The sequence below is a fragment of the Maritimimonas sp. 2405UD52-3 genome (assembly GCF_056591715.1).
On sequence record NZ_JBWQOL010000009.1, the window covers coordinates 1 to 22,648 of the forward strand.

A 22,648-nucleotide genomic window follows, 5' to 3' on the forward strand; every position below is an offset into this window, starting at 1 on the left:
ATGAGAGAAATAGGAAATCTGATTCTCAAATTATTGCTAAAGAATTTAGTATCTTTTCATTCTCAAAACAGAACTGCGTTTAGCAGGTTATTAGCAAATATTAAAAATTGACTGAAAGAGAATGAAATTATTACTAATTATTTTATCATTCATGATGCTTTCGGATTTAAGCTCCGTCCATCAAGATACACTTCTGAAATTAGATAAAAGCGGAAATATAATTGGATTACCTGAAAAATTTGGCCCTTCAAAATTTGACTTAAATAAAAAGTACCTTCGAATAAAAGACAAGGAAATAATTTTCCCAGATTGTATTGGCTATTACTTTGATATTCTGGAACAACCAAAATTGGAACTATTAGCTTCATGGTACCATTCAAAGGATATAATGCCTTATTATCTGAATTTTTCTATTTCTAAGAGTAAAGAAAACTTTGGTTATTCTATTTTAGTAGATTTAGAAACTCTGGAATTAATTTATGTTGACGTGGTAACTTCCCAAGGAAGCTCAACTTATTTTCACAAGGTTAAGATTGAAGAATATTGCATGGTTGAATATAAAAATGGAATTAAGAGTGCAGGAAAATAAATAACATTTGCTAACAATGTGTATAGTTCATTGTTCCTTTTTAATTAGCAACAACTCTGCAGAAACTTCGTATATTTCATTAGCGGAATAGTCCTAACGGACAATTCCACAACGAAATCATACACAAACCGTTAGGAGCAACACGGCTAAACCGTTAAAAGTTTAAATAAACAACTATTCATTCCATGAAAAACTATTATTACCTACTTGCTTTAATGATACTTATGAAAACTCCATCTTTTTCTCAAAATAATCATGAGTATGAACGCGCTAACTTTATTGACGGTCAAGATTTATTAAACTACCGCGTACTAAAACCACTAGATTTAGACACGAACAAAAAATATCCTTTTGTGTTGTTTATGCATGGTTCCGGTGAACGCGGTAATGATAATGAAGCACAGCTTGTTCATGGCGCTAGTCTATTTACCAAGAAAGAAAACAGAAAAAAATATCCGGCTTTTGTTGTATTTCCACAATGTCCTAAAAACGATTATTGGGCGCATATTGACTATACTCGTAAAGAAAATGGTTTAGGATTCGACTTTAAAAAAACTGAGAAACCATTAAAGTCTCTTGGGCTAGTCATAAAGCTGCTAGACTCTTTAGTTGAACATCCAAACATTGATAAAAACAGAGTTGATGTAGCTGGACTCTCAATGGGTGGCATGGCCACATTTGAACTACTTTGGCGCAAGCCTAAAATGTTTGCTGTTGCCCTACCCATTTGCGGTGGCGGTGCTATTGAAACGGTTAAAGACTATGATAAAACTACACCTCTATGGGTTTTTCATGGAGCCGATGATAATGTTGTTAACCCAAAATATTCTAAAGAGATGGTTCAGGCATTACGAGTTAACGGTGGTAATCCTCGCTTCTCATTATATGACAATACCGGTCATGACAGTTGGACGCAGGCTTTTGCAGAACCTGATTTTTTAGAATGGATGTTCAGCAAATCAAGAAAATAATAATCTACTCATTAGCCCAGTAGTCTATGACTAAAACATCATCTAGTATAGGGCTTAAGATTTCACCAAATGCCTTATGATCTGGGTGCGGTAAATAGATGACTCTGCCTTGCTCGTTTTCAAATGTTAAGACAAATGAATGTGTAAATCCTTTATTAAGACCTTCAGGGCTATTGTTAGTACCCCATTCAAAATCTTTGATCTCTTTTATTTTATTCGGTAGTTCAGCAAATGCTCTTTCTGCAATTTGAATACTATCTTTTGAGACTCCATCTTTAAATTTTAACAAAACAACATGTCTTAATTTGTTGTTATGGTTTTGGGTTGAATTTGTTTCAGAACAAGATACCATTAAGAAAATGATAGCAATTAAAAATGTGTATAGAAATTTCATGAGAAATGTGATTATTAAGTTATAAATTGAATCAGTGCATCATTTTAAAAAGCAATTCTTTTAAAATATCACCTTGGTTCATATTGGTTGCTCCTACTCCTTTGCTTTTTAAATCAGCATCGCGTAATAAAGAAATAACCTGTGAAACTTTACGCATTGGATAATTACTAGCAGCTTTTTGATAATCTGTCACAAAATATGGATTGATCCGCAATGCCTTAGCAACACTACTTTTTGATTTATCACGTAATCCATGGTAAATAAGTAACTGTGTAAAGAAGCTGTTCAATAATGAAATAGTCATAACTAACGGATTACTTCTTGGGTTTTGTGAGAAATAATTAATGATCTGATTGGCTTTTACAACTTGCTTCTCTCCCACTGCTTTGCGCAATTCAAAATTATTGAAGTCTTTACTAATACCAATATTCTCTTCTATGTGTTTGGCAGTAATGAGTCGTTCATGTTCTAATACCAGTATTAATTTTTCTAATTCATTGTTAATTTTGGCTAAGTCAGTTCCTAAAAATTCTACCAACATTAAAGTGGCTTTTGGCTCAATTTGAAATTTCTTACCTAAAAGCACTCTTCGTATCCAATCACCCACCTGATTTTCATAAAGTTTTTTACTTTCAAATAACACTCCGCTTTTGGCAACTATTTTAGAAAGTTTCTTACGTTTATCTAGTGTCTTGTATTTATAACAAATAACTAAAATTGTAGAAGGCTGTGGGTTTTCAGCATATATTGCTAAATTTTCAATAGTACGTGATAAGTCTTGTGCCTCTTTTACTATTACCACTTGCCGCTCAGCCATCATAGGGAAACGTTTCGCATTAGATACGATGTCTTCTATACTTACATCACGACCATAGAGTACCATTTGGTTGAAGCCTTTCTCCTCTTCGTTCAATACATTATTTTCTATGTACTCAGCTATTTTATCAATATAATACGACTCATCACCCATTAAAAAATAAATAGGTGCAATGTTTCCACTTTTGATGTCCGAAACTATTTGGTTGATTTGCTCCACAACTAAGAAAAAAATGTCATTTTTGTAGGATGCAAGTTCTCAATTTTCCTGCATATCAATTCAAGATCAAAAGTAGCGAAAATAAGCAGCTTATCTTTGATGTTATTAGAAAAAAATATGTGGTTTTAACGCCTGAAGAATGGGTGAGACAACATACCATTCATTTCCTTATAAATGAAAAAAAATATCCAACTTCTATTATTGCTGTAGAAAAACAAATAACCGTTAATCAACTTAAAAAACGTTTTGACATCTTAGTATTTAATAGAAAAGGAACTCCTGAAATTATTATTGAATGTAAGTCACCCAAAACAATGATCACACAGCATGCATTTGATCAAATAGCGCGTTACAATCTTGAATTAGAAGCTACCTATTTAATGGTCACTAACGGTAAAGACCATTATTTTTGCACAGTAGATCATGTCAGTAAAAAATATGATTTTTTAAAAGACCTCCCTGATTATCAATGAAAATAGCTATTGCCATATTAAACTGGAACGGGAAACAGTTATTAGAACAATTCTTACCTAGTGTGATGAATTATAGCAAAGAAGCAGATATCTATGTAATTGACAATAATTCGGATGATGATTCGGTTGATTTTATAAAAGAACATTATCCAGAGGTTGGTATTATAAAAAATGAGGTCAATGGCGGTTATGCAAAAGGTTATAATGACGGCTTACAACATATTGATGCGGATGTTTATGCATTGGTAAATTCTGATATAGAAGTGTCTGAAGATTGGCTAAAACCTATATTTAATGAGTTTCAAAATAATTCTGAAATAGCCGCCATTCAACCAAAAATTTTAGATTTCAAAGACAAAACAAAATTTGAATATGCAGGTGCAGCTGGTGGTTATCTAGATTCCTATGGATATCCATATTGCCGTGGGCGCATCTTTAATACTTTAGAAGTTGATCAAGGGCAATACAATGATACCATAGATATTTTTTGGGCTACAGGTGCTTGTTTTTTTATCAGGTCAACAGTTTTTCATGAATTAGGAGGCTTTGATGAGGATTTTTTTGCACATCAAGAAGAAATAGATCTTTGTTGGCGGATTCAAAACTCAGGGAAGCAAATAAGATATGTTGGTAGTTCTACAGTGAATCATGTTGGTGGCGCAACCTTAGACGCTAGCAAGCCTCAGAAAACCTATTTAAATTTCAGAAATAGTTTATTCATGCTTACTAAGAACCTTCCTTCAAACAAATTGGTTTCTAAAATTTTTCTTAGAATGTGCCTCGATGGTCTTGCGGCTTTTAAGTTTTTATTAGAATTTAAGCCAAAACATTTTTGGGCTGTTTTTAGAGCACACATATCTTTTTATCGCAATTTTAACAAGTTCAAAAAGAAAAGAAATTTTCAGCCTTCAAAAAAGAAAAATTACTACAATCATAAGAACATTGTTTGGTCGTATTTTGTTCTAGGTAAAAAGAAGTATACAAACCTTAATTGATAAATCTCACATTTTTTTGACTTATATTTGAGAGACACTAGTAGCATGAACATCTCTATAAATTATCAAAAAGCATTAAATCAGGCTAAGAAAAGTTATGCTGAAGGTGGCATACCTATAGGTTCTGTTCTTATAAAAGGAAATAAAGTAATTGGTGCAGGCCACAATCAGCGAGTGCAGCAACTAAACCCAATTCTTCATGGCGAGATGGATTGCCTACAAAATGCTGGTCGTCAGGTAAATTATGCTAACATGACGCTTTATACTACATTAAGTCCTTGTATGATGTGTAGTGGAACCATTGTTCAATTTAAAATCAAAAAAGTTGTAATTGGCGAAAATGTAAATTTTGAGGGTAATATTTCTTTTTTAGAAGATAAAGGTATTGAAGTGATTTTGTTAAATGATAAAGAAAGCATTGATCTCATGGCTAAATTCATTAAGGAGAAACCTGAATTATGGAATGAAGATATATCTGAAATTGAGTAATTATGGCGTATGATTTGGCATTAGCAGATAAAATACGAGAACATATTGCTAGCTATAGTGACATAATTACGGAAAAGAAAATGTTTGGAGGCTTAAGTTTTTTGTATCATGGTAAAATGTGTATAGGTATTGTTCGTCATGAACTGGCGGTTCGCGTGATTGCATCTAAAATGGATAAAGAACTCGAAAAACACAACATCAGACCCATGGATTTCACCAAAAAACCTATGAAAGAATTTATTTATGTTGAATTAGATGACGAGCGTAATCTACAATATTGGATTGAACTTGGGATTGAGCATGCGAAAAGTAAATTAAAATGATTCATTATGGAAAAACTAACATGGGATTCTTTCACAAAGAGAATTCACATAAAGGCAAATATCAAAGAGCTTTTTGAACTTTGGACAACTGAAAAAGGAATTACTACCTGGTTTTTACGCCAGGCGGATTATATAAGAGATGAAGAAAAAATTGATGAAAATGAAAGAATTCAACCTGATGATGTTTATATCTGGCAATGGCATAATTGGGATGGCAAAGAGGAAGGGAAAATACTCGATATAAAAGAAAATGAATTTGTGAAATTTTCTTTTGCCGGAAAAAATGAAGTTTTGGTAACTTTTGAACAAAAAGAAAATGCGGTATTGATTTCTTTAACCCAATCAAAAATACCCTTAGATGAGAAAAGTAAACTTGAAATCTTCTATGGATGCAGTAATGGTTGGACATTCTGGCTAGCCAACCTAAAAGCGTATGCTGAACATGGCATTCTCCTTAATGAAACCGAAATTGACCTTAGAAATTTTGGATTAGCGGGGTATGAATTTGTAAATATGTAATAAATCTTTAGAAACTCTTTAGATTCTTACTCTTAATTGCGGGCTTTAAATCTAATTAGTTATCCCTATGAAAAAATTATTATTATCAGTAGCTGTTATAGCATTAACAGTTTCATGTGTTTCTAAGAAAAAATATGTTGCTTTAGAGCAAGATAGAGACAATCTTAAAGGAGAGTTACACAAAACAACACTTGCGAAAGAAGAATTAGAAGGTAAGTTTGCTGAGATTGAAGCGCGCGTAGAAGCTTACAATGCAAAAATAAATGCGCTTAAAGAAGAGAGCGATGCCAAATTAACGACTTCTGATGGTACCGTAATTTCTACAGATGCCAAGAATCAAATGAGAGCTACCATTGCTAAAATGAATCCTGAAGCGGTAAAAGGAGCAAAAACTTTAAAAGATTCTATGAATTTGGCAGTTTCTTACAACTTAAGAAAAACAATGGCTTCTAGTGATCTTGATGAAAGTGATGATATTGCTATTAACATTAATGAAACAGTCGTAATGATCTCAATTTCTGATAAATTACTGTTTAACACTGCTAGTTATAGAATAAGCAATAAAGCAGATCATATTTTAAAGAAGATTGCTGACTTAGTAAATTCTGAGGAAAGCCTTGATCTTATGGTAGAAGGTCATACAGATTCTAGAACTATTAACACCGCTAAAATAAAAGACAATTGGGATTTGAGTGTGTTAAGAGCAACTTCAGTGGTTAGAAGATTACAAAATAAGTTTGAGATAGCTCCTGAAAAGTTAATCGCTTCTGGTAGAAGTTCTTTTCAACCTTTAGTGAGCAATGATACAAGAGAAGACAGAGCCAGAAACAGAAGAACACGCATTGTGATCTTACCAAATATTGACAAGTTTTTTGCTTTAATGAGTGAAAAAGAAGGATAAAAAATCCTAACTAAAATAATCAAGAAGCCGAACAATATTTTGTTCGGCTTTTTTTATGCATTTGCATCTGAGAAAGATTATTTTAGCTACCAGTAAAAAATTTTGCACTACTCAATTTTATAAGCAATAATAACTTAGGTTATCATATTTTTAGGACAATGGAAATATTCTACACCTTAGACCTTTTAGGAACAGCGGCTTTTGCCATTTCTGGTACGTTGATTGCCATTAACAAACGACTTGATCCTTTTGGAGTGTTTATCATTGCATTTGTAACAGCGGTTGGCGGAGGAACTATACGAGATATTCTTATAGGAAGAACTCCGGTTGGATGGATGCAAGATTTAAATTATGTGTATGTTATTATTGCATCTACCACATTTGCAATCATCATTAGAAATAAGATAGGTTATCTTAGTAAATCATTATTTCTTTTTGATACCATTGGCCTTGGTATTTTTACTATAGTGGGAACAGAAATGGGTATACAGAATGATCTACACCCTATTATATCTATTGCTCTAGGAACGATTACAGCAACATTTGGAGGTGTAATAAGAGATATATTATGTAATGAAATACCGGTAATCTTCAGAAAGGAAATTTATGCAAGTGCCTGTATCATTGGTGCAATTGCATTTTTGATTCTTTATAAGAGTCATCTGCCTACTAACTTTAATTATATTGTTACAACTTTGGTTGTTATTCTGGTAAGATTAGTAGCAGTAAGGTATAAACTTTCTTTACCTACCTTTTATTCAAAAGGTTAATAATCGCCTAAGGTTTCAGCATTCTGAGCAAGTCCTATTTCTAATTGTTCATCATTAGGTGCTTTACCATGCCATGCATGTGTATGCATCATAAAGTCAACACCATTACCCATAACAGTATGTAATAGAATGACAACAGGCTTTCCTTTTCCTGTTCTAGATTGCGCCTCTGTTAATCCATCAATAATTGATTGGATGTCATTGCCTTGCTTAACTTCTAGAACATCCCAGCCAAAAGCTTCAAACTTTTCTCTTAGGCTCCCTAATGGCAGAACATCATCAGTAGATCCATCAATCTGCTGTCCATTGTAATCAACAGTTGCAATTAAATTATCAATTTTTTTTCCTGCAGCGTACATAATGGCTTCCCAAACTTGGCCTTCTTGAAGCTCACCATCACCATGCAAGCTATAAATTAATGAATTATCATTATTTAATTTCTTGGCCTGAGCGGCACCAATTGCCACTGACATTCCTTGTCCTAGTGAACCTGAAGCTATGCGCACTCCAGGTAGGTTTTCATGCGTTGTTGGATGCCCTTGTAATCTAGAATTAATTTTTCTGAACGTATTCAATTCAGAAACAGGAAAAAATCCGCTTCTAGCCAAAACACTATAATATACTGGTGAAATATGTCCGTTTGATAAGAAGAATAGATCTTCACCTACCCCATCCATGTCAAAATCAGTATTATAATTCATCACTTCTTGATACAGTACAGTAAAAAATTCTGTACAACCAAGTGAACCACCTGGATGGCCTGAATTTACAGCATGTACCATTCTTAAAATATCACGTCTTACTTGTGTAGCGAAATCTTGAAGTTCTTGAATTGAGGACATTATATGAAAAATTTGATGGACAAAAATACAGCATTTATACTATGCTACAAACGCTAATTTTTAAAGTTATTTCTAATTGTTAACAACTATTTATGGTATAGCTGATTGTGTGTTAATTTGGCATTACAAGAACTGCAATTACCTTGTGACCCAGCCCCACCCGAATGCCCATTTGGGCAAATATAATGGTAATCACCATACTTATTTTGAGCAGGTGATGGCGTTCTATTAGAAGCATTAGAATTGTTAGTGCCATTAAAGGGATCATTGACCTGGTTTTGAGGTAAATTGAGTACTCCGTTACCATGGTACAATTGATTGTGTTGGTATACAGAACCACATTCAGGGCATTTTCCTTGCTTATCTGATCCTTTATGTCCTTGAGGACATAAATAGTGATCAATTTTAGTCTTCTTCTTAGAATTTTCTGAAGTTTTTTCTTCTTTCTTTTCTATAGGTTTTCCTCTCTCAACACAAGAAATACAAATAGCTAAAAGAAAGATAAATGAAATTAGATAGCGTATCATGTTTTTTGCTTTTTCTTTTTGGCAGCAGGAAACAATACATTATTTAATATAAGTCTATATCCTGGCGAATTAGGATGTAAGTCAAGTTCAGTTTTTGGGTCTCCTACCCTATGCTGATAATCTTCAGGGTCATGACCTCCATAAAAAGTCCAAAGACCTTTGCCTTTGGTACCATGAATATATCTAGCTTCACTGTTCACCTTATTTTCACCCATTACTAAAACAGTTGATTTCACAGTTCTACTATCAAAACTTGTGGTTTGCCCCATAAAACCTTTAACCAATTGTGTATGATTCTGACACAACATAGTAGGTACGGGATCCCATTTTGCTGAGTATTCTTGTAAAGTAAAATAGTCTTGAGTTTTTAGAATACGTCGCTTTCGTGTCATATCTATAGATGAAAACTCATACTCCAAAGGGCTACGAACCAATTCAAAATCTTTAAAAGCAAAGGTCTTAGAGAAATCCAATTTGTTTTGATAATTGGGTTCTGCAGGGTCTCCATCAAACATGGTTTCACAAATGTCAACACCCTCAGCAGCTAAAGCAATATCAAAACTGTCAGTAGCCGAACACATAGCAAACATAAAACCACCACCAATAACATAATCACGAATGCGAAGTGCTACATCCAATTTCCCTTTAGAAACCTTAGAATAACCCAACTTCTTTGCCAAATTTTCGGCATATTTTTTACCTTCTATGTACCAAGGGGCTGTTCTGTAAGCTCCATAAAATTTTCCATATTGCCCTGTAAAATCTTCATGATGCAAGTGTAACCACTCATAAAGTAGCAACTTATCCTGAAGTACATCTTCGTCATATATAACATCGTATGGAATTTCAGCATAATTCAGTACCATGGTCACGGCATCGTCCCAGGGCATTTTATCCTTTGGTGAGTAAACGGCAATTTTTGGGGCTTTTTCTAACACTACTGCTTCCATATTTTGAGATGGACTAGCAATTTCTTCTAATATTCTTAAAGCTTCAGCATCGGAAATTACTTCATAAGAAACACCTCTGATAGTGCATTCCTTTCTGAATTGTTCCTGATTTTCTAATAAAAAAGAACCACCTTTATAGTTCAATAACCATTTAACATCACTATTGCTTTGTAAAGAAAAATATGCAATGCCATATGCTTTTAAATGATTTTGCTGTGAAACTTCATCCATAGGAATTAATATGAATGAGGCATCTGCTAAAAAGGATGTAAGTAAAAAACAAGTTAAAATGAAAGTCCTGAACATGTTCAGTAATTAAAATGGAACATCACCATCTTCTGGTGAACCAAATACATCATTAGCACTGGGCAATGAATTAGGATCAATAAAATCATTCATTTTTGACTGAAACTCAGTAGTAAATGCTTCTTCCAAATCTGAGAACTGCGCCAAATGACCAGTAAATTTCATACGGATATTATCTAATCCACCGTTTCTATGCTTTGCAACGATAAATTCTGCTTGCCCTTCACATGGTGTGCGCTCCTCATCATCCCATTCAGTTTGACCATAATATTCAGGTCTGTAAATAAAGGACACAATATCTGCATCCTGCTCAATGGCTCCTGATTCACGTAAGTCAGATAATAGTGGACGCTTACTTCCTCCTCTTGTTTCTACAGCTCGCGATAACTGAGATAACGCAATCACAGGTATATTTAGTTCTTTAGCCAAGGCCTTCAAATTTCTTGAAATGGTAGAGATCTCTTGCTCACGGTTTCCACTACTTTTGGCTGCATTTCCTGCGGTCATTAATTGCAAATAGTCAATTACTATGATCTTAATATCATGTTGAGATGCTAGACGGCGGGCTTTAGCACGCAAGTCAAAAATTGATAATGAAGGAGTATCATCTATAAAAATAGGAGCTTTTGAAAGATCTTTTACCTTCACATTTAATTGTTCCCACTCATGCGGCATTAAATCACCTTTTCTCAATTTACCTGATGAGATACCTGTTTCACTAGAGATCATTCTCGTGATTAATTGAACTGATGACATTTCTAATGAAAATATAGCTGCAGGAATACCAAAGTCAATAGCCATATTCTTAGCCATAGACATAACAAATGCTGTTTTACCCATACCTGGTCTTGCCGCTAGGATTACCAGGTCAGAAGGTTGCCAACCCGAGGTTAATGCATCTAATTTTGTAAAGCCAGTAGGTACACCACTCATACCTTCTTTACCCGAAATCTCCTCAATTTTCTTCAAAGCTTGAGAAACTAGACCTTCAGCTGACTCTGAACTCTTTTTTAAGTTTCCTTGAGTGACTTCAAATAATTTTGTTTCTGCAGAATCTAACAAGTCAAATACATCTGATGTTTCGTCATATGCCTCATCAATGATTTCATTTGAAATAGTAATTAATCTTCGCTGAATATACTTTTGCAGAATAATCCTAGCATGAAATTCTATATGTGCTGAAGAAGAAACCTTTTGTGTTAAGTTCACCAGATAAAAATCTCCACCAGCGGCATCTAACTTACCATCTAAGCGTAGTTGATTGGAAACAGTTAGCAAATCAATAGGTTCTGATGCATTGAAGAGCTTAAACATGGCATCAAAAATATCTTGATGTGCTTGCTTATAAAATGCATCAGCATGCAAAATATCAATCACATCATCTACCCCCTTCTTATCGATCATCATTGCACCCAATACAGCCTCTTCAAGATCAACAGCTTGTGGTGGAAGCTTACCTTTTTCAAGGTTAATCAAGGTACCTTTTTTTATATTTTTTGCTCTTACGGGCTGTAAATTTTCCATCAGGCAAATGTAATTTTTTAAAACAAATAACCTCTCTAAGTTATGCTTTTATTTTGCACAATTACTGTTAACAAATTAAAGTTTTGTTAATAAGTATATCAAAGTTCACACCAAATAATATTTAGTTACTTTTGAGTAATGAAGCCATCAAAAATTTATAAATTCCTCACTTATTTTTTTATTGTTCAAATTCTGTTTATTTCAGTAATATCAAGGTTTCCGAACATTGTTGAAACCTATTATTCAAAAGGAATTTATCCTTATATTTCATCTGTTTTCAGAACAGTTTTGGGTTGGTTGCCTTTTTCATTTGGAGATATCTTTTATTTTCTTGTAGGTTTATTTATTGTAGTTGGTATTTATAGATTTTTTAAGAAAGGATTTTCCAATATTAAGGAACGTCTTTTTAAACTTGGCGCTTTTGTATCAATCCTTTATTTTTTATTTCATTTTTTATGGGGATTGAATTATTACAGAAATTCACTTTTTCAAACGTTGGGATTAGAAAAAAAAGATTACACTACAAACGAGCTTATTGATTTATCAAAAGATTTGATTTGGAAAACTAAAGCAATTCACAATCAAATAACTCAAAATGATACTTTAGGAGTGGTTATTCAAGACTCCAAAGTAGAAATTTTACAAAATGTATCTAAAGGATATGAAGTTGCAAGTAGTACTTATCCTTATTTGGCATACTCAAAAAAATCGGTTAAGAAATCACTATTTAGTTTGCCACTTACCTACATGGGATTTTCAGGATATTTAAATCCTTTTACTATAGAAGCGCAAGTAGATTATTTGGTACCTAAACATAACTTGCCAATGATCACCAGCCATGAAGTAGCACATCAATTAGGCTATGCTGCCGAAAGTGAAGCTAATTTTATAGGTTACTTAGCAGCTTCCAAAAGTCCTGATTTAAATTATCAATATTCCGCCAATCTAATGGCAATGCGCTATGCCATTGCAGCTACCTATGGTAAAGACTCAATTATAGGCAGGCAATTGATTGATAGCATACCAAAAGGTGTGATTAAAAACATAAAAGAAACTCAAGAGTTCTGGCGTTCTTATCAAAATAAAGCAGAACCTTTCTTTAAATTATTCTATGATAATTATTTAAAAGCCAATCAACAACAAGATGGTATAAAAGGTTATAGTAAAATGGTAGGGTTACTAGTTGCATATCGCGAAAAATATGGGCTTGATTAATTCTTAAAACTCTGTTAATTTTTCTAAAATTATGGCTCTTAATTATTATCCTTTTAACTTTATAAATTCTTTAACTCACTCAATTCTAATATGAAAAAAACAAACTTCAATTTACTATTAGGGTTCGCTTTTGTATTCTTATGTTTCAATTCAAGTTCTTTGCTGGCACAAGAGTATTTCCCGAAAAATGATGGTGTAAAAACCAAGAATAATAATTACACAGCCTTTATAAATGCTAAAATTTTTGTGACTCCAACACAGGTTATTGACAAAGGCATTTTATTGATTCAGAATGGCAAAGTAATATCTGCAGGAGCTACTATTGCTATACCAGAAAATGCTACCATTATTGACCTTAGTGGAAAGCATATTTATCCTTCTTTTATAGATATTTATTCTGATTTTGGTATTGAAAAGCCAAAGCGTCAGAATACCCAAGGCCAACGTCCACAATATGACGCCAGCAGAAAAGGATACTATTGGAATGATCATATTACCCCCGAGCTAAAAGCAATTGACAAATTAAAATTTGATAAGAAAAAAGCTAATGAGCTTATACAAGCAGGTTTTGGTGTTGTGAATACACATTTTCAGGATGGTATTATTAGAGGTACAGGGGCTTTAGTAGCACTAAATCCAGATGCAGGTGATGATGAGCGCATTTTGAGTGATCAGTCTGCGCAGCATTTTTCATTTAAAAAAGGGAATTCATCCAGACAGTCATACCCAACATCATTGATGGGGGCTATGGCTTTGATACGACAGGTATATCATGATGCCAAATGGTATGGTAATGGTGGTTCTGATACTAAGGACAGATCGTTAGAGGCTTTCAATAATAATAAGGCTTTACCACAGATATTTGATGCGGGTAGCTTAGCTAATGATTTGCGTGCTGACAAGATTGCCAATGAATTTGGTGTCAACTATATTATTAAAGGAGGCGGTAATGAATATGCGCGAATTGAAGATATAAAGGCTACCAATGCCTATTATATTATTCCTGTTGATTTCCCAGCAGCTTATGATGTTAGTGACCCATTAAATGCAGCAGTAGTGGAACTAAAAGATATGCGCCACTGGAACCAAGCACCTACAAACCCCAAAGTATTGGCTAAAAACGGTGTTCAATTTGCATTCACTACAGATGGTCTTAAAAAAGTAACTGATTTCAAAAGTAACCTGATGAATGCTATACAGCATGGTTTAGATAAGACAAGAGCACTTGAAGCATTAACGACTGTTCCGGCTAGAATGTTGGGTAAAAGCAAAGTAATAGGAAATTTAAAAAATGGTGCTGTAGCTAATTTCTTAATTACGTCTGGAGATTTATTTCACAAAAAAACCACGCTTTATGAAAACTGGGTGCAAGGTCATAAAAATGTAATAAACGATATGACTGCTAAAGATATTCGTGGTAATTATGATCTAAAAATTGTTGGAAATACATATAATTTAAAACTATCAGGAGAATTATTAAAATTAAAGTCTGAACTGAAGAAGGATTCCATTAAAATGGATTCTAAAGTGAGTTATAAAGATGGATGGTTTAATTTAATATATATTCCGTTTGATGAAAAGGAAAAAAGATTTGTAAGACTTAATACTATTGTTGATACTTCAGATAAATTATCTGGTAATGCAATACTATCCAGTGGCATCAAAACAACTTGGTCAGCTATAAAGAAAACAGAAGAAGTAAAAGATGAAGCCAATAAGGAAGCTAAAAATGATGAAAAATTACCAATAGTACTTCCTATATCCTACCCTAATACAGCCTACGGATTCAGTGAAAAAGTCAAGCCAGAAACTATTCTATTTAAAAATGCGACTGTTTGGACTAATGAAAACGAAGGCATTTTAGAAAATTCAGATGTTTTAGTTCAAAACGGTAAGATAGCTAAAATTGGTCAAAATTTATCTGCAGATGGAGCTAAGGTAATTGATGCAACTGGTAAACATTTAACAGCAGGCATTGTTGATGAGCATTCACATATTGCTACTGCTGCCGTTAATGAAGCTGGACATAATTCTACAGCTGAAGTGACCATTGAAGATGTGGTTAGGGATGATGATATCAATATTTTTAGAAACCTATCTGGTGGTGTAACCTCTATTCAAATTTTGCATGGTTCAGCAAATCCTATCGGCGGGCGTTCAGCCGTTATAAAATTAAAATGGGGAGAACCTGCTGATAAATTACTGAACCCAAATGCCGATCCTTTTATCAAATTTGCATTGGGTGAAAATGTAAAACAAAGTAATTGGGGAAATAATGTGAATATTCGTTTTCCTCAAACACGAATGGGAGTTGAACAGGTTTATACTGACTACTTTCAAAGAGCAAAAGAGTATGATGCAAAGTGGAAAGCCTACAATAAATTATCAAGCAAAGCAAAAGCAAGAACAAAGGCTCCACGAAAGGATGTAGAACTTGAGGTTTTAGCGCAAATATTAAATAAAGAGCGCTTTATTTCTTGCCATTCATATGTACAAAGTGAAATTAATATGTTAATGAAAGTTGCAGAGAAATTTGGATTCAATATTAACACTTTTACCCACATTCTTGAAGGATATAAAGTTGCAGATAAAATGAAAGAGCATGGTGTAGCAGGTTCTACATTTTCAGATTGGTGGGCTTATAAATATGAGGTTAACGATGCAATCCCTTTTAATGCTGCAATCATGCATAATGTGGGTGTGTTAACTGCCATTAACTCAGATGATCGTGAAATGTCTAGACGATTGAATCAAGAAGCTGCAAAGTCTGTTAAATATGGTGGTGTATCTGAAGAAGATGCATGGAAATTTGTTACATTAAATCCAGCAAAAATGCTTCATATTGATGATCGAGTTGGAAGTATTAAAATTGGAAAAGATGCTGATTTAGTGCTTTGGACTGAGCATCCTATGTCAATTTATGCAAAGGCAGAAAAAACGATGATAGAAGGAGCTATTTATTATGATTTGGAAAAGCTTCCTGAGATGTTAGAGAATATCAAAAAAGAACGTAATCAGCTGATAAATATGATGTTGAAAGCAAAAAATAAGGGAATGAAAACGCAAACACCAAGTACAAAGAAAAAAGAAGCGCTTCATTGTGACACATTAATCTACCAGCAATAAAACGTAAAAGCATGAAAAAATTAATAAAATTACTTAGTGTTTCATTGCTGTTGATAGGTTCAATGGCATATGCTCAACAAACTCCAGCGGAAAAACAGAATGAGTCTATTTTAATAACTGGAGTTACTGCACATATTGGAAATGGTCAAACAATTGAAAATGCAGCTATTGGTTTTGATAATGGAAAGATTATCTATGTAGGAAGTGCCAATGGAGTTAGCGGCAACTTTTCAAAAACTATTAATGCGTCAGGTAAGCATGTCTACCCTGGATTTATTGCAACCAACGCTTCGCTAGGATTAGCAGAAATTGATGCTGTTCGCGCGACGCGCGACTTTGATGAAGTTGGCGGGTTTTTACCACACATTCGTAGCTTAATTGCTTATAATGCTGAATCAAAAGTTGTAGAAAGCATGCGCCCTAATGGTGTTTTAATTGCACAGATCACACCTAGAGGAGGCACTATTTCAGGAACATCGTCTGTAGTTCAGCTAGATGCCTGGAACTGGGAAGATGCTGCTTTAAAGATAGATGATGGTATTCATATTAACTGGCCTAGTGTCTTTCAAAGAGGACGCTGGTGGTTAGGAGAAGACCCAGCTTTTAAACCAAATAAAGACTATAGTAAAAAAATTACTGAAATAGCCAATTTCTTTAGTAATGCCAAAGCCTATTTAAAACAAGAACCAAAGGAAAAGAACTTGCCTTATAAAGCTGTTAAAGGTCTATATGATGGCAAGCAAAAATTATACATTCATGCTGGACGTGAAAAACAAATTGTAGATGCCATCAATTGGGCTACAAAAGAAGGCATTCAAAAAATTGTGTTGGTTCATGGCAATGAAGCCAGTTTGGTTCCTGATCTATTAAAGGAAAATGATATTCCTGTATTAGTACCACGTCCTCACAGATTACCATGGGCTGAAGATGATGATGCTATTGGTCCATATAAACTAGCAAAAGAGTTAACTGATAAAGGTTTGACTGTAGCCATTGAAATGGAAGGTCAAATGGAACGAATGAACACACGCAATCTACCCTTTTATGCCGGCACATATGCTGCTTATGGATTAGGTAAAGAACAAGCTCTACAATTAATCACCTTGAATGCTGCCAAAATTTTAGGTATTGATGATTTTGCTGGTAGTTTAGAAGTTGGTAAAGATGCTACTTTATTTATCTCCCAGGGAGATGCTCTAGATATGCGAACAAATAGTATTGAAAAAGCATTTATTCAAGGTCGTGATATCAGTTTAGAAACACATCAAACAAAATTATATAAACGCTATATGGATAAATTTAATAGTGGTAATTAAAATTTCAATAAATCATGAAAAGAGCTCCTGATTGGGAGCTTTTTTTATTTTTGACAAATTTTTAGCGTGTACAAGGAAATTACAAGCATACAAAATCAGCTCATAAAAGACATTTTACAGCTTCAGGAAAAATCAAGAATACGTAAAAGGTTAGGGCTATTTGTTGTAGAAGGCCAGCGAGAAATCTCATTAGCGTTAAAAGGAGCATATGAATTAACAAATCTTCTATTTTGTGATGCTATAATTAATGAATCTTCATTACCCAATTTTAATATTCCACAAAACAAAATCATTAAGATTGGAAGAGAAGTCTATGAAAAATTGGCACGCAGAGACTCTACAGAAGGTGTTCTTGCAACATTTAAAGTAAAAGAACATTCATTAAGTAACATCAAATTTAAACGAGAAAACCCTTTACTATTAGTTGCTGAAGCGCCAGAAAAGCCCGGAAACATTGGCGCATTGCTTCGCACAGCGGATGCAGCAAACTTAGATGCCGTACTAATTGCCAATCCTAAAACCGATATTTATAACCCAAATATTATTCGCTCAAGTGTGGGCTGTGCATTTACCAATCAAATTGCAACTGGATCTACATCTGAAATTATTTCTTTTTTAAAAGAGAATCATATAGCTATTTATTGTGCAGCTTTAACAGCTTCAAAATCTTATGAAACCATTGATTATGAAAGGCCTACAGCTATTGTTGTAGGTACTGAAGCTACTGGCTTAAGTAATGAATGGTTGAAAAGCAGTACTCAGAATATCATCATTCCCATGCAAGGAGCAATCGACTCTATGAACGTTTCCGTTTCGGCAGGAGTTTTGATTTATGAGGCAAAAAGACAACGAAACTTTAAATAATTAATGGTAAAAAAGATACTTAGTTTTTTAGTCGCACTAATTCAGTTGCTATTTATAGGTTGTAGCAGTTCAAAGAAAGCTACTTTGACTGAAATTTCTACTAAAACAAAATTAGAACGAGAATTTAATAAATATAAAGGCACTAGATACAAATACGGTGGCACCGATAAGCGTGGGTTTGATTGTTCAGGATATACACAAACTGTTTACAGGGATGCTTTGCAGGTTGAATTGCCAAGATCTACAGACGGCATGATGAAAGCAGGAAAAAGGGTTTCTAAGAAAGACTTAAAACCAGGGGATTTGGTTTTTTTTAAACCGAAAAGGTCTTACAATCATGTAGGTATTTATTTAGGAAGTGGTCTTTTCATGCATAGCTCTACCTCTAAAGGAGTTATTAAATCAAATTTAAGCAAGGGTTATTGGGAAGAGAAGTATAAATTTGCCAAACGCATTTTAAAAAATTAACTACATGACACCACAAATAGTATTTGGAATTTTAATTTCAATAATTGTCATTAACTTTTTAATTAACAAAGCTTTAGATTATTTAAATTATCGACGATTTAATGATCAGATTCCTTCGGAATTAAATGATGTATATGATGAAGAACAGTATATAAAATCTCAGAATTATAAGAAGGAAAGCTTTCGATTTTCGGCCTTAGTTTCTTCTTTTTCTGTACTGTTAACACTTGCCTTTTTTTATTTTGAAGGTTTTGCTTATGTTGATCAATTTGCCCGTAGTTTAAGCTCTAATGAGATTATTATTACGCTTATTTTCTTCGGTATTATTATGTTAGGAAGTGATATTCTTACTACCCCACTATCTTACTATAGCACTTTTGTTATTGAAGAGAAATATGGCTTTAATAAATCTACTAAGAAATTATTTTTCATAGATAAGATAAAAGGATGGATTTTAACAATTATTCTTGGTGGAGGATTACTGGCTTTGGTGGTTTGGTTTTATCAAAAAACAGGAGAGAATTTCTGGTTATATACTTGGGCATTGGTTGCTATATTTTCCATTTTTATGACATTATTCTATTCAAATTTGATTGTACCTTTATTTAATAAACAGCAACCTTTGGAAGACGGAGAATTAAAAGACAAACTCAATGCCTTTGCCTCTAAAGTAGGGTTTAATTTAGACAAAATATTTGTTATTGATGGTTCAAAACGGTCATCAAGAGCTAACGCTTACTTTACAGGTTTTGGTCCTAAAAAACGTATTGTATTGTATGATACGCTCATTAACGATCTTGATTCTGATGAAATAGTAGCAGTACTAGCCCATGAAGTTGGACACTACAAGAAGAAGCATGTTATTTTTAACATGGTGGTATCCTTGCTTGTTACAGGGTTGACATTATATATTTTATCGCTTTTTATAGGTAATACATTGCTTTCTGAAGCACTATCTGTCTCACAACCTAGCTTTCATATTGGTTTAATCGCATTTGGTATCCTGTACTCTCCTATTTCTGAGCTTACTGGGCTATTTATGAACTATATATCAAGAAAGTTTGAATATCAGGCCGATGACTATGCAAAAGAGCATTTTAATGCATCGGCACTAATATCATCCTTAAAGAAGCTTTCTAAGAATAACTTAAGCAATTTAACACCTCATAAAGCATATGTATTTATGCATTATTCGCATCCCACTCTATTGCAACGGGTACAAAACCTAAATGGCTAAAAGATTTAGGCTCTGTTTGCCCAGTAAAAATCTTTATAGTACTTTTAATTTATGGCATATGTTGCAACTATAGAAGAAGAAAAAAAGGAAATAGCAAATCGCTATAAGGATATGTTGAGTGTAACGTATCAAACTTTATCCACAGAAGATAAAAAGATGATACGCAAGGCATTTGAGGTTGCCGTAGATGCGCATAAAGACCAACGTAGAAAAACAGGAGAACCCTATATATACCATCCTATAGCGGTTGCAAAAATTGTAGCTAATGAAATAGGATTGGGTGCCACCTCAATTGCTGCCGCCCTACTTCATGATGTAGTTGAAGACTCTATAGACTATACCTTTGAAGATATAGAGCAACTTTTTGGGGAAACCATTGCCAGAGTGGTAAACGGGTTGACTAAAATTTCTCATTTAAGTAAGGAACAGAATATTTCTGTTCAGGCAGAGAATTTTAGAAAAATGCTGCTTACGTTAAATGATGATGTAAGGGTTATTTTGATTAAAATAGCAGACAGGTTGCATAATATGCAAACCATGGATGCTATGCCTCCGCATAAACAAATAAAAATCTCTTCAGAAACTTTGTATATCTATGCACCGTTAGCGCATCGGCTTGGGCTATACAATATTAAAACTGAATTAGAAGATTTAGGTTTAAAATATACTGAGCCTGAAGTCTATAAGGATATATTTAATAAAATAAGAGATAGCAAGGAAGAGCAAAATAGATATATTGAAGAGTTCTCTAATATTATTAAGAGCTCCTTAAATAAGGAAAAATTAAAATACACCATTAAAGGAAGGCCCAAATCTATTTATTCTATAAGAAGGAAGATGCTTAGTCAAGGTGTTTCTTATGATGAAGTGTATGACAAATTTGCTATTAGGATTATCTATACTTCCAGTAATGAGCAAAAAGAAAAGTTTGATGCCTGGAAAATTTACTCCATAGTAACAGATCATTTTAGACCCAACCCAAATAGATTACGAGATTGGATATCGCAACCAAAATCTAATGGCTATGAGTCACTTCATATTACTGTTATGGGCGCAAAAGGACGTTGGGTAGAAGTGCAAATACGTTCTCAGCGAATGGATGAGATTGCCGAGAAAGGCTATGCTGCTCATTTTAAATATAAGCATGGTAATGAAAGAGATAATGGGTTAGAAGATTGGCTTAACCGATTAAAAGAGACCTTAGAAAATCCAGATGTAAACGCAGTTGATTTTGTAGAGCAGTTCAAATTAAATCTTTACTCTAAAGAGATTTATGTATTTACGCCTAATGGTGATATTAAATCATTACCAAAAGGAGCAACTCCTATTGACTTTGCTTTTTCTATTCATACAGAAGTGGGTACACATTGCCGTGGGGCCCGCGTTAATGGTAAACTCGTACCGTTAAGTCATGAATTGAAGAGTGGAGATCAGGTTGAAATCATTACTTCTGCTACGCAAAAGCCTAAATTAAGCTGGTTAGATATGGCTATTACAGCTAGAGCAAAATCAAAAATTAGAACGGCACTCAAAGATGAACAAAAGCAAATTGCTGAGGAAGGTAAAGAAGTACTATCACGAAAGTTGCGTCATCTAAAAATTCCGTTCAACGAAAAAACAGTCAATGAATTAGTTAGTTATTTTAAGTTAAAAACCAGCTTAGATCTATTTTATAGAATTGGCAACGGTTCCATTTCCAATCAACAATTGAAGGATTTTGTTGCACAACGCAGTAACGCATTTTATAGTTTTTTTAGAAATAGAATACGTAGAAATACAACAGAAACTCCAGTTAATGACCAAGAAATTACAAGTAAATATGACTTACTAGTGTTTGGTAAAGATGAAGATAAACTTAATTATAAGCTTGCCAATTGTTGTAATCCTATTCCTGGTGATAAAGTTTTTGGTTTTGTTTCTGTAAGTGATGGTATTAAAGTACATAAACAAAATTGCCCCAACGCTATTAGTCTACAATCTCAGTATGCATATCGTATTATGCCCGCTAAATGGATAGATTCAAGCCAACAAGAATACAAAGTAATGCTAAAGTTAACTGGAATTGATAAAATGGGATTGGTCAATCAGGTAACTAAAGTAATTTCTAACAATATGCATGTTAATATTCACAATATCAACATAGAAGGTAATGATGGGATTTTTGAAGGAAAGTTAACTGTGGGTATAAAAAACAATGCACAACTTAAAAAATTGACTACCCAATTAAAGAATATTGATGGCATTGACAAGGTTGATCGTTTGAACAAAAAATAGTTGTTCAAAAATTGTTAATCTTTTTCAATACTTCAAACCAATATCACTTAATTAAAGTGTAAATTTGCCTACAATATGAGTGTTGTTAAACAAGCAGATAATACTAAAAATCAAGAAATTGTAAAGAGTGTTTTTACCAAGTTTCTTGAAAAAAATGGACATAGAAAAACTCCTGAGCGTTATGCTATTTTACAGGAAATCTATGATCATGATGAGCATTTTGATATAGAGTCGCTTTATATATACATGAAAAATAAGAATTATCGTGTAAGTAGAGCTACTTTGTATAATACTATTGAACTATTACTTGAATGTGGATTGGTAAGACGTCATCAATTTGGACAGAATCAATCACATTATGAAAAGTCTTATTTTGACAAACAGCATGATCATATCATACTTACGGATACAGGAGAGGTTATAGAATTTTGCGATCCTCGAATTCAAATTATCAAAAAAACTATAGAAGAAGTGTTTGATATTACTGTGGAGAATCATTCACTCTACTTCTATGGAACTAAAAATCAAAAAAAATAGCA

The 22,648-nt window shown here is 33.6% G+C and carries 23 protein-coding genes; 17 read left to right on the forward strand and 6 right to left on the reverse strand.

Annotation, left to right across the window (positions count from 1 at the left end):
* The first annotated feature begins 121 nt into the window (after window positions 1-121).
* Both AC1EU5_RS15700 and AC1EU5_RS15705 read left to right on the forward strand, forming a co-directional pair.
* Window positions 122-589 (forward strand): hypothetical protein, encoded by a 468-nt coding sequence (locus AC1EU5_RS15700; protein WP_480193371.1) that lies wholly within the window; start codon window positions 122-124, stop codon window positions 587-589.
* Window positions 590-813: 224 nt separating this feature from the next.
* The gene (locus AC1EU5_RS15705) at window positions 814-1,560 is read left to right on the forward strand and encodes a carboxylesterase family protein (protein WP_480193372.1); all 747 of its coding nucleotides are present in this window, start codon (window positions 814-816) and stop codon (window positions 1,558-1,560) included.
* 4 nt (window positions 1,561-1,564) lie between these two features.
* On the opposite strand, the gene AC1EU5_RS15710 is transcribed toward AC1EU5_RS15705, so the two are convergent.
* Both AC1EU5_RS15710 and holA read right to left on the reverse strand, forming a co-directional pair.
* A complete protein-coding gene (locus AC1EU5_RS15710) occupies window positions 1,565-1,954 on the reverse strand; it encodes a Dabb family protein (RefSeq protein WP_480193373.1) in 390 nt (129 codons plus the stop codon).
* Between the two features lie 31 nt (window positions 1,955-1,985).
* Window positions 1,986-2,990, reverse strand: a complete 1,005-nt coding sequence (gene holA, locus AC1EU5_RS15715) for a DNA polymerase III subunit delta (RefSeq protein WP_480193374.1) — start codon at window positions 2,988-2,990, stop codon at window positions 1,986-1,988.
* A gap of 29 nt (window positions 2,991-3,019) precedes the next feature.
* Here holA and AC1EU5_RS15720 point away from each other — a divergent pair, with 29 nt between their 5' ends.
* The 7 genes from AC1EU5_RS15720 (at window position 3,020) to AC1EU5_RS15750 (ending at window position 7,460) form a co-directional block, all read left to right on the forward strand.
* Window positions 3,020-3,463 carry a type I restriction enzyme HsdR N-terminal domain-containing protein gene (locus tag AC1EU5_RS15720; RefSeq protein ID WP_480193375.1) on the forward strand — a complete coding sequence of 148 codons (444 nt, stop codon included), beginning with the start codon at window positions 3,020-3,022 and terminating at the stop codon, window positions 3,461-3,463.
* The gene (locus tag AC1EU5_RS15725) at window positions 3,460-4,458 is read left to right on the forward strand and encodes a glycosyltransferase family 2 protein (protein ID WP_480193376.1); all 999 of its coding nucleotides are present in this window, start codon (window positions 3,460-3,462) and stop codon (window positions 4,456-4,458) included. The genes AC1EU5_RS15720 and AC1EU5_RS15725 overlap by 4 nt, the downstream gene beginning before the upstream one ends.
* Before the next feature lie 45 nt (window positions 4,459-4,503).
* Window positions 4,504-4,947 carry a nucleoside deaminase gene (locus AC1EU5_RS15730; RefSeq protein WP_480193377.1) on the forward strand — a complete coding sequence of 148 codons (444 nt, stop codon included), beginning with the start codon at window positions 4,504-4,506 and terminating at the stop codon, window positions 4,945-4,947.
* A 2-nt stretch (window positions 4,948-4,949) separates the two neighbouring features.
* A complete protein-coding gene (locus AC1EU5_RS15735) occupies window positions 4,950-5,270 on the forward strand; it encodes a TfoX/Sxy family protein (RefSeq protein WP_480193378.1) in 321 nt (106 codons plus the stop codon).
* 6 nt (window positions 5,271-5,276) lie between these two features.
* Window positions 5,277-5,789 carry an SRPBCC family protein gene (locus AC1EU5_RS15740; RefSeq protein ID WP_480193379.1) on the forward strand — a complete coding sequence of 171 codons (513 nt, stop codon included), beginning with the start codon at window positions 5,277-5,279 and terminating at the stop codon, window positions 5,787-5,789.
* A 67-nt stretch (window positions 5,790-5,856) separates the two neighbouring features.
* Window positions 5,857-6,690, forward strand: a complete 834-nt coding sequence (locus AC1EU5_RS15745; protein WP_480193380.1) for an OmpA/MotB family protein — start codon at window positions 5,857-5,859, stop codon at window positions 6,688-6,690.
* Between the two features lie 164 nt (window positions 6,691-6,854).
* Window positions 6,855-7,460 carry a trimeric intracellular cation channel family protein gene (locus AC1EU5_RS15750; RefSeq protein ID WP_480193405.1) on the forward strand — a complete coding sequence of 202 codons (606 nt, stop codon included), beginning with the start codon at window positions 6,855-6,857 and terminating at the stop codon, window positions 7,458-7,460.
* On the opposite strand, the gene AC1EU5_RS15755 is transcribed toward AC1EU5_RS15750, so the two are convergent.
* From AC1EU5_RS15755 to dnaB, 4 genes are all read right to left on the reverse strand, one after another.
* On the reverse strand, window positions 7,457-8,302 hold the full coding sequence (locus tag AC1EU5_RS15755; protein WP_480193381.1) for a transketolase: 846 nt from the start codon (window positions 8,300-8,302) through the stop codon (window positions 7,457-7,459). The genes AC1EU5_RS15750 and AC1EU5_RS15755 overlap by 4 nt on opposite strands.
* An 86-nt stretch (window positions 8,303-8,388) precedes the next feature.
* A complete protein-coding gene (locus AC1EU5_RS15760) occupies window positions 8,389-8,829 on the reverse strand; it encodes a hypothetical protein (protein ID WP_480193382.1) in 441 nt (146 codons plus the stop codon).
* Entirely contained in the window at window positions 8,826-10,085 is a 1,260-nt protein-coding gene (locus tag AC1EU5_RS15765; protein WP_480193383.1) for an asparagine synthetase B, read from the reverse strand. Before AC1EU5_RS15765 ends, AC1EU5_RS15760 begins: the two co-directional genes overlap by 4 nt.
* Window positions 10,086-10,094: 9 nt before the next feature.
* On the reverse strand, window positions 10,095-11,609 hold the full coding sequence (gene dnaB / locus AC1EU5_RS15770) for a replicative DNA helicase (RefSeq protein ID WP_480193384.1): 1,515 nt from the start codon (window positions 11,607-11,609) through the stop codon (window positions 10,095-10,097).
* A 138-nt stretch (window positions 11,610-11,747) separates the two neighbouring features.
* Between dnaB and AC1EU5_RS15775 the strand changes: the two genes are divergently transcribed.
* From AC1EU5_RS15775 to AC1EU5_RS15810, 8 genes are all read left to right on the forward strand, one after another.
* The gene (locus tag AC1EU5_RS15775; RefSeq protein ID WP_480193385.1) at window positions 11,748-12,824 is read left to right on the forward strand and encodes a DUF3810 domain-containing protein; all 1,077 of its coding nucleotides are present in this window, start codon (window positions 11,748-11,750) and stop codon (window positions 12,822-12,824) included.
* Window positions 12,825-12,914: 90 nt separating this feature from the next.
* Window positions 12,915-15,950 carry an amidohydrolase family protein gene (locus AC1EU5_RS15780; protein ID WP_480193386.1) on the forward strand — a complete coding sequence of 1,012 codons (3,036 nt, stop codon included), beginning with the start codon at window positions 12,915-12,917 and terminating at the stop codon, window positions 15,948-15,950.
* An 11-nt stretch (window positions 15,951-15,961) separates the two neighbouring features.
* Window positions 15,962-17,266, forward strand: coding sequence for an amidohydrolase family protein (locus AC1EU5_RS15785; RefSeq protein ID WP_480193387.1), 1,305 nt, complete (start codon window positions 15,962-15,964; stop codon window positions 17,264-17,266).
* Window positions 17,267-17,332: 66 nt separating this feature from the next.
* Window positions 17,333-18,130 (forward strand): TrmH family RNA methyltransferase, encoded by a 798-nt coding sequence (locus tag AC1EU5_RS15790; RefSeq protein ID WP_480193388.1) that lies wholly within the window; start codon window positions 17,333-17,335, stop codon window positions 18,128-18,130.
* A 3-nt stretch (window positions 18,131-18,133) separates the two neighbouring features.
* Window positions 18,134-18,598, forward strand: a complete 465-nt coding sequence (locus AC1EU5_RS15795; protein WP_480193389.1) for a C40 family peptidase — start codon at window positions 18,134-18,136, stop codon at window positions 18,596-18,598.
* 4 nt (window positions 18,599-18,602) lie between these two features.
* A complete protein-coding gene (locus AC1EU5_RS15800; protein ID WP_480193390.1) occupies window positions 18,603-19,835 on the forward strand; it encodes a M48 family metallopeptidase in 1,233 nt (410 codons plus the stop codon).
* Between the two features lie 51 nt (window positions 19,836-19,886).
* Complete coding sequence (locus AC1EU5_RS15805; protein ID WP_480193391.1) at window positions 19,887-22,109, forward strand: RelA/SpoT family protein; 2,223 nt, start codon at window positions 19,887-19,889, stop codon at window positions 22,107-22,109.
* A gap of 75 nt (window positions 22,110-22,184) precedes the next feature.
* Window positions 22,185-22,646 (forward strand): Fur family transcriptional regulator, encoded by a 462-nt coding sequence (locus tag AC1EU5_RS15810; protein ID WP_480193392.1) that lies wholly within the window; start codon window positions 22,185-22,187, stop codon window positions 22,644-22,646.
* Window positions 22,647-22,648: the final 2 nt, after the last annotated feature.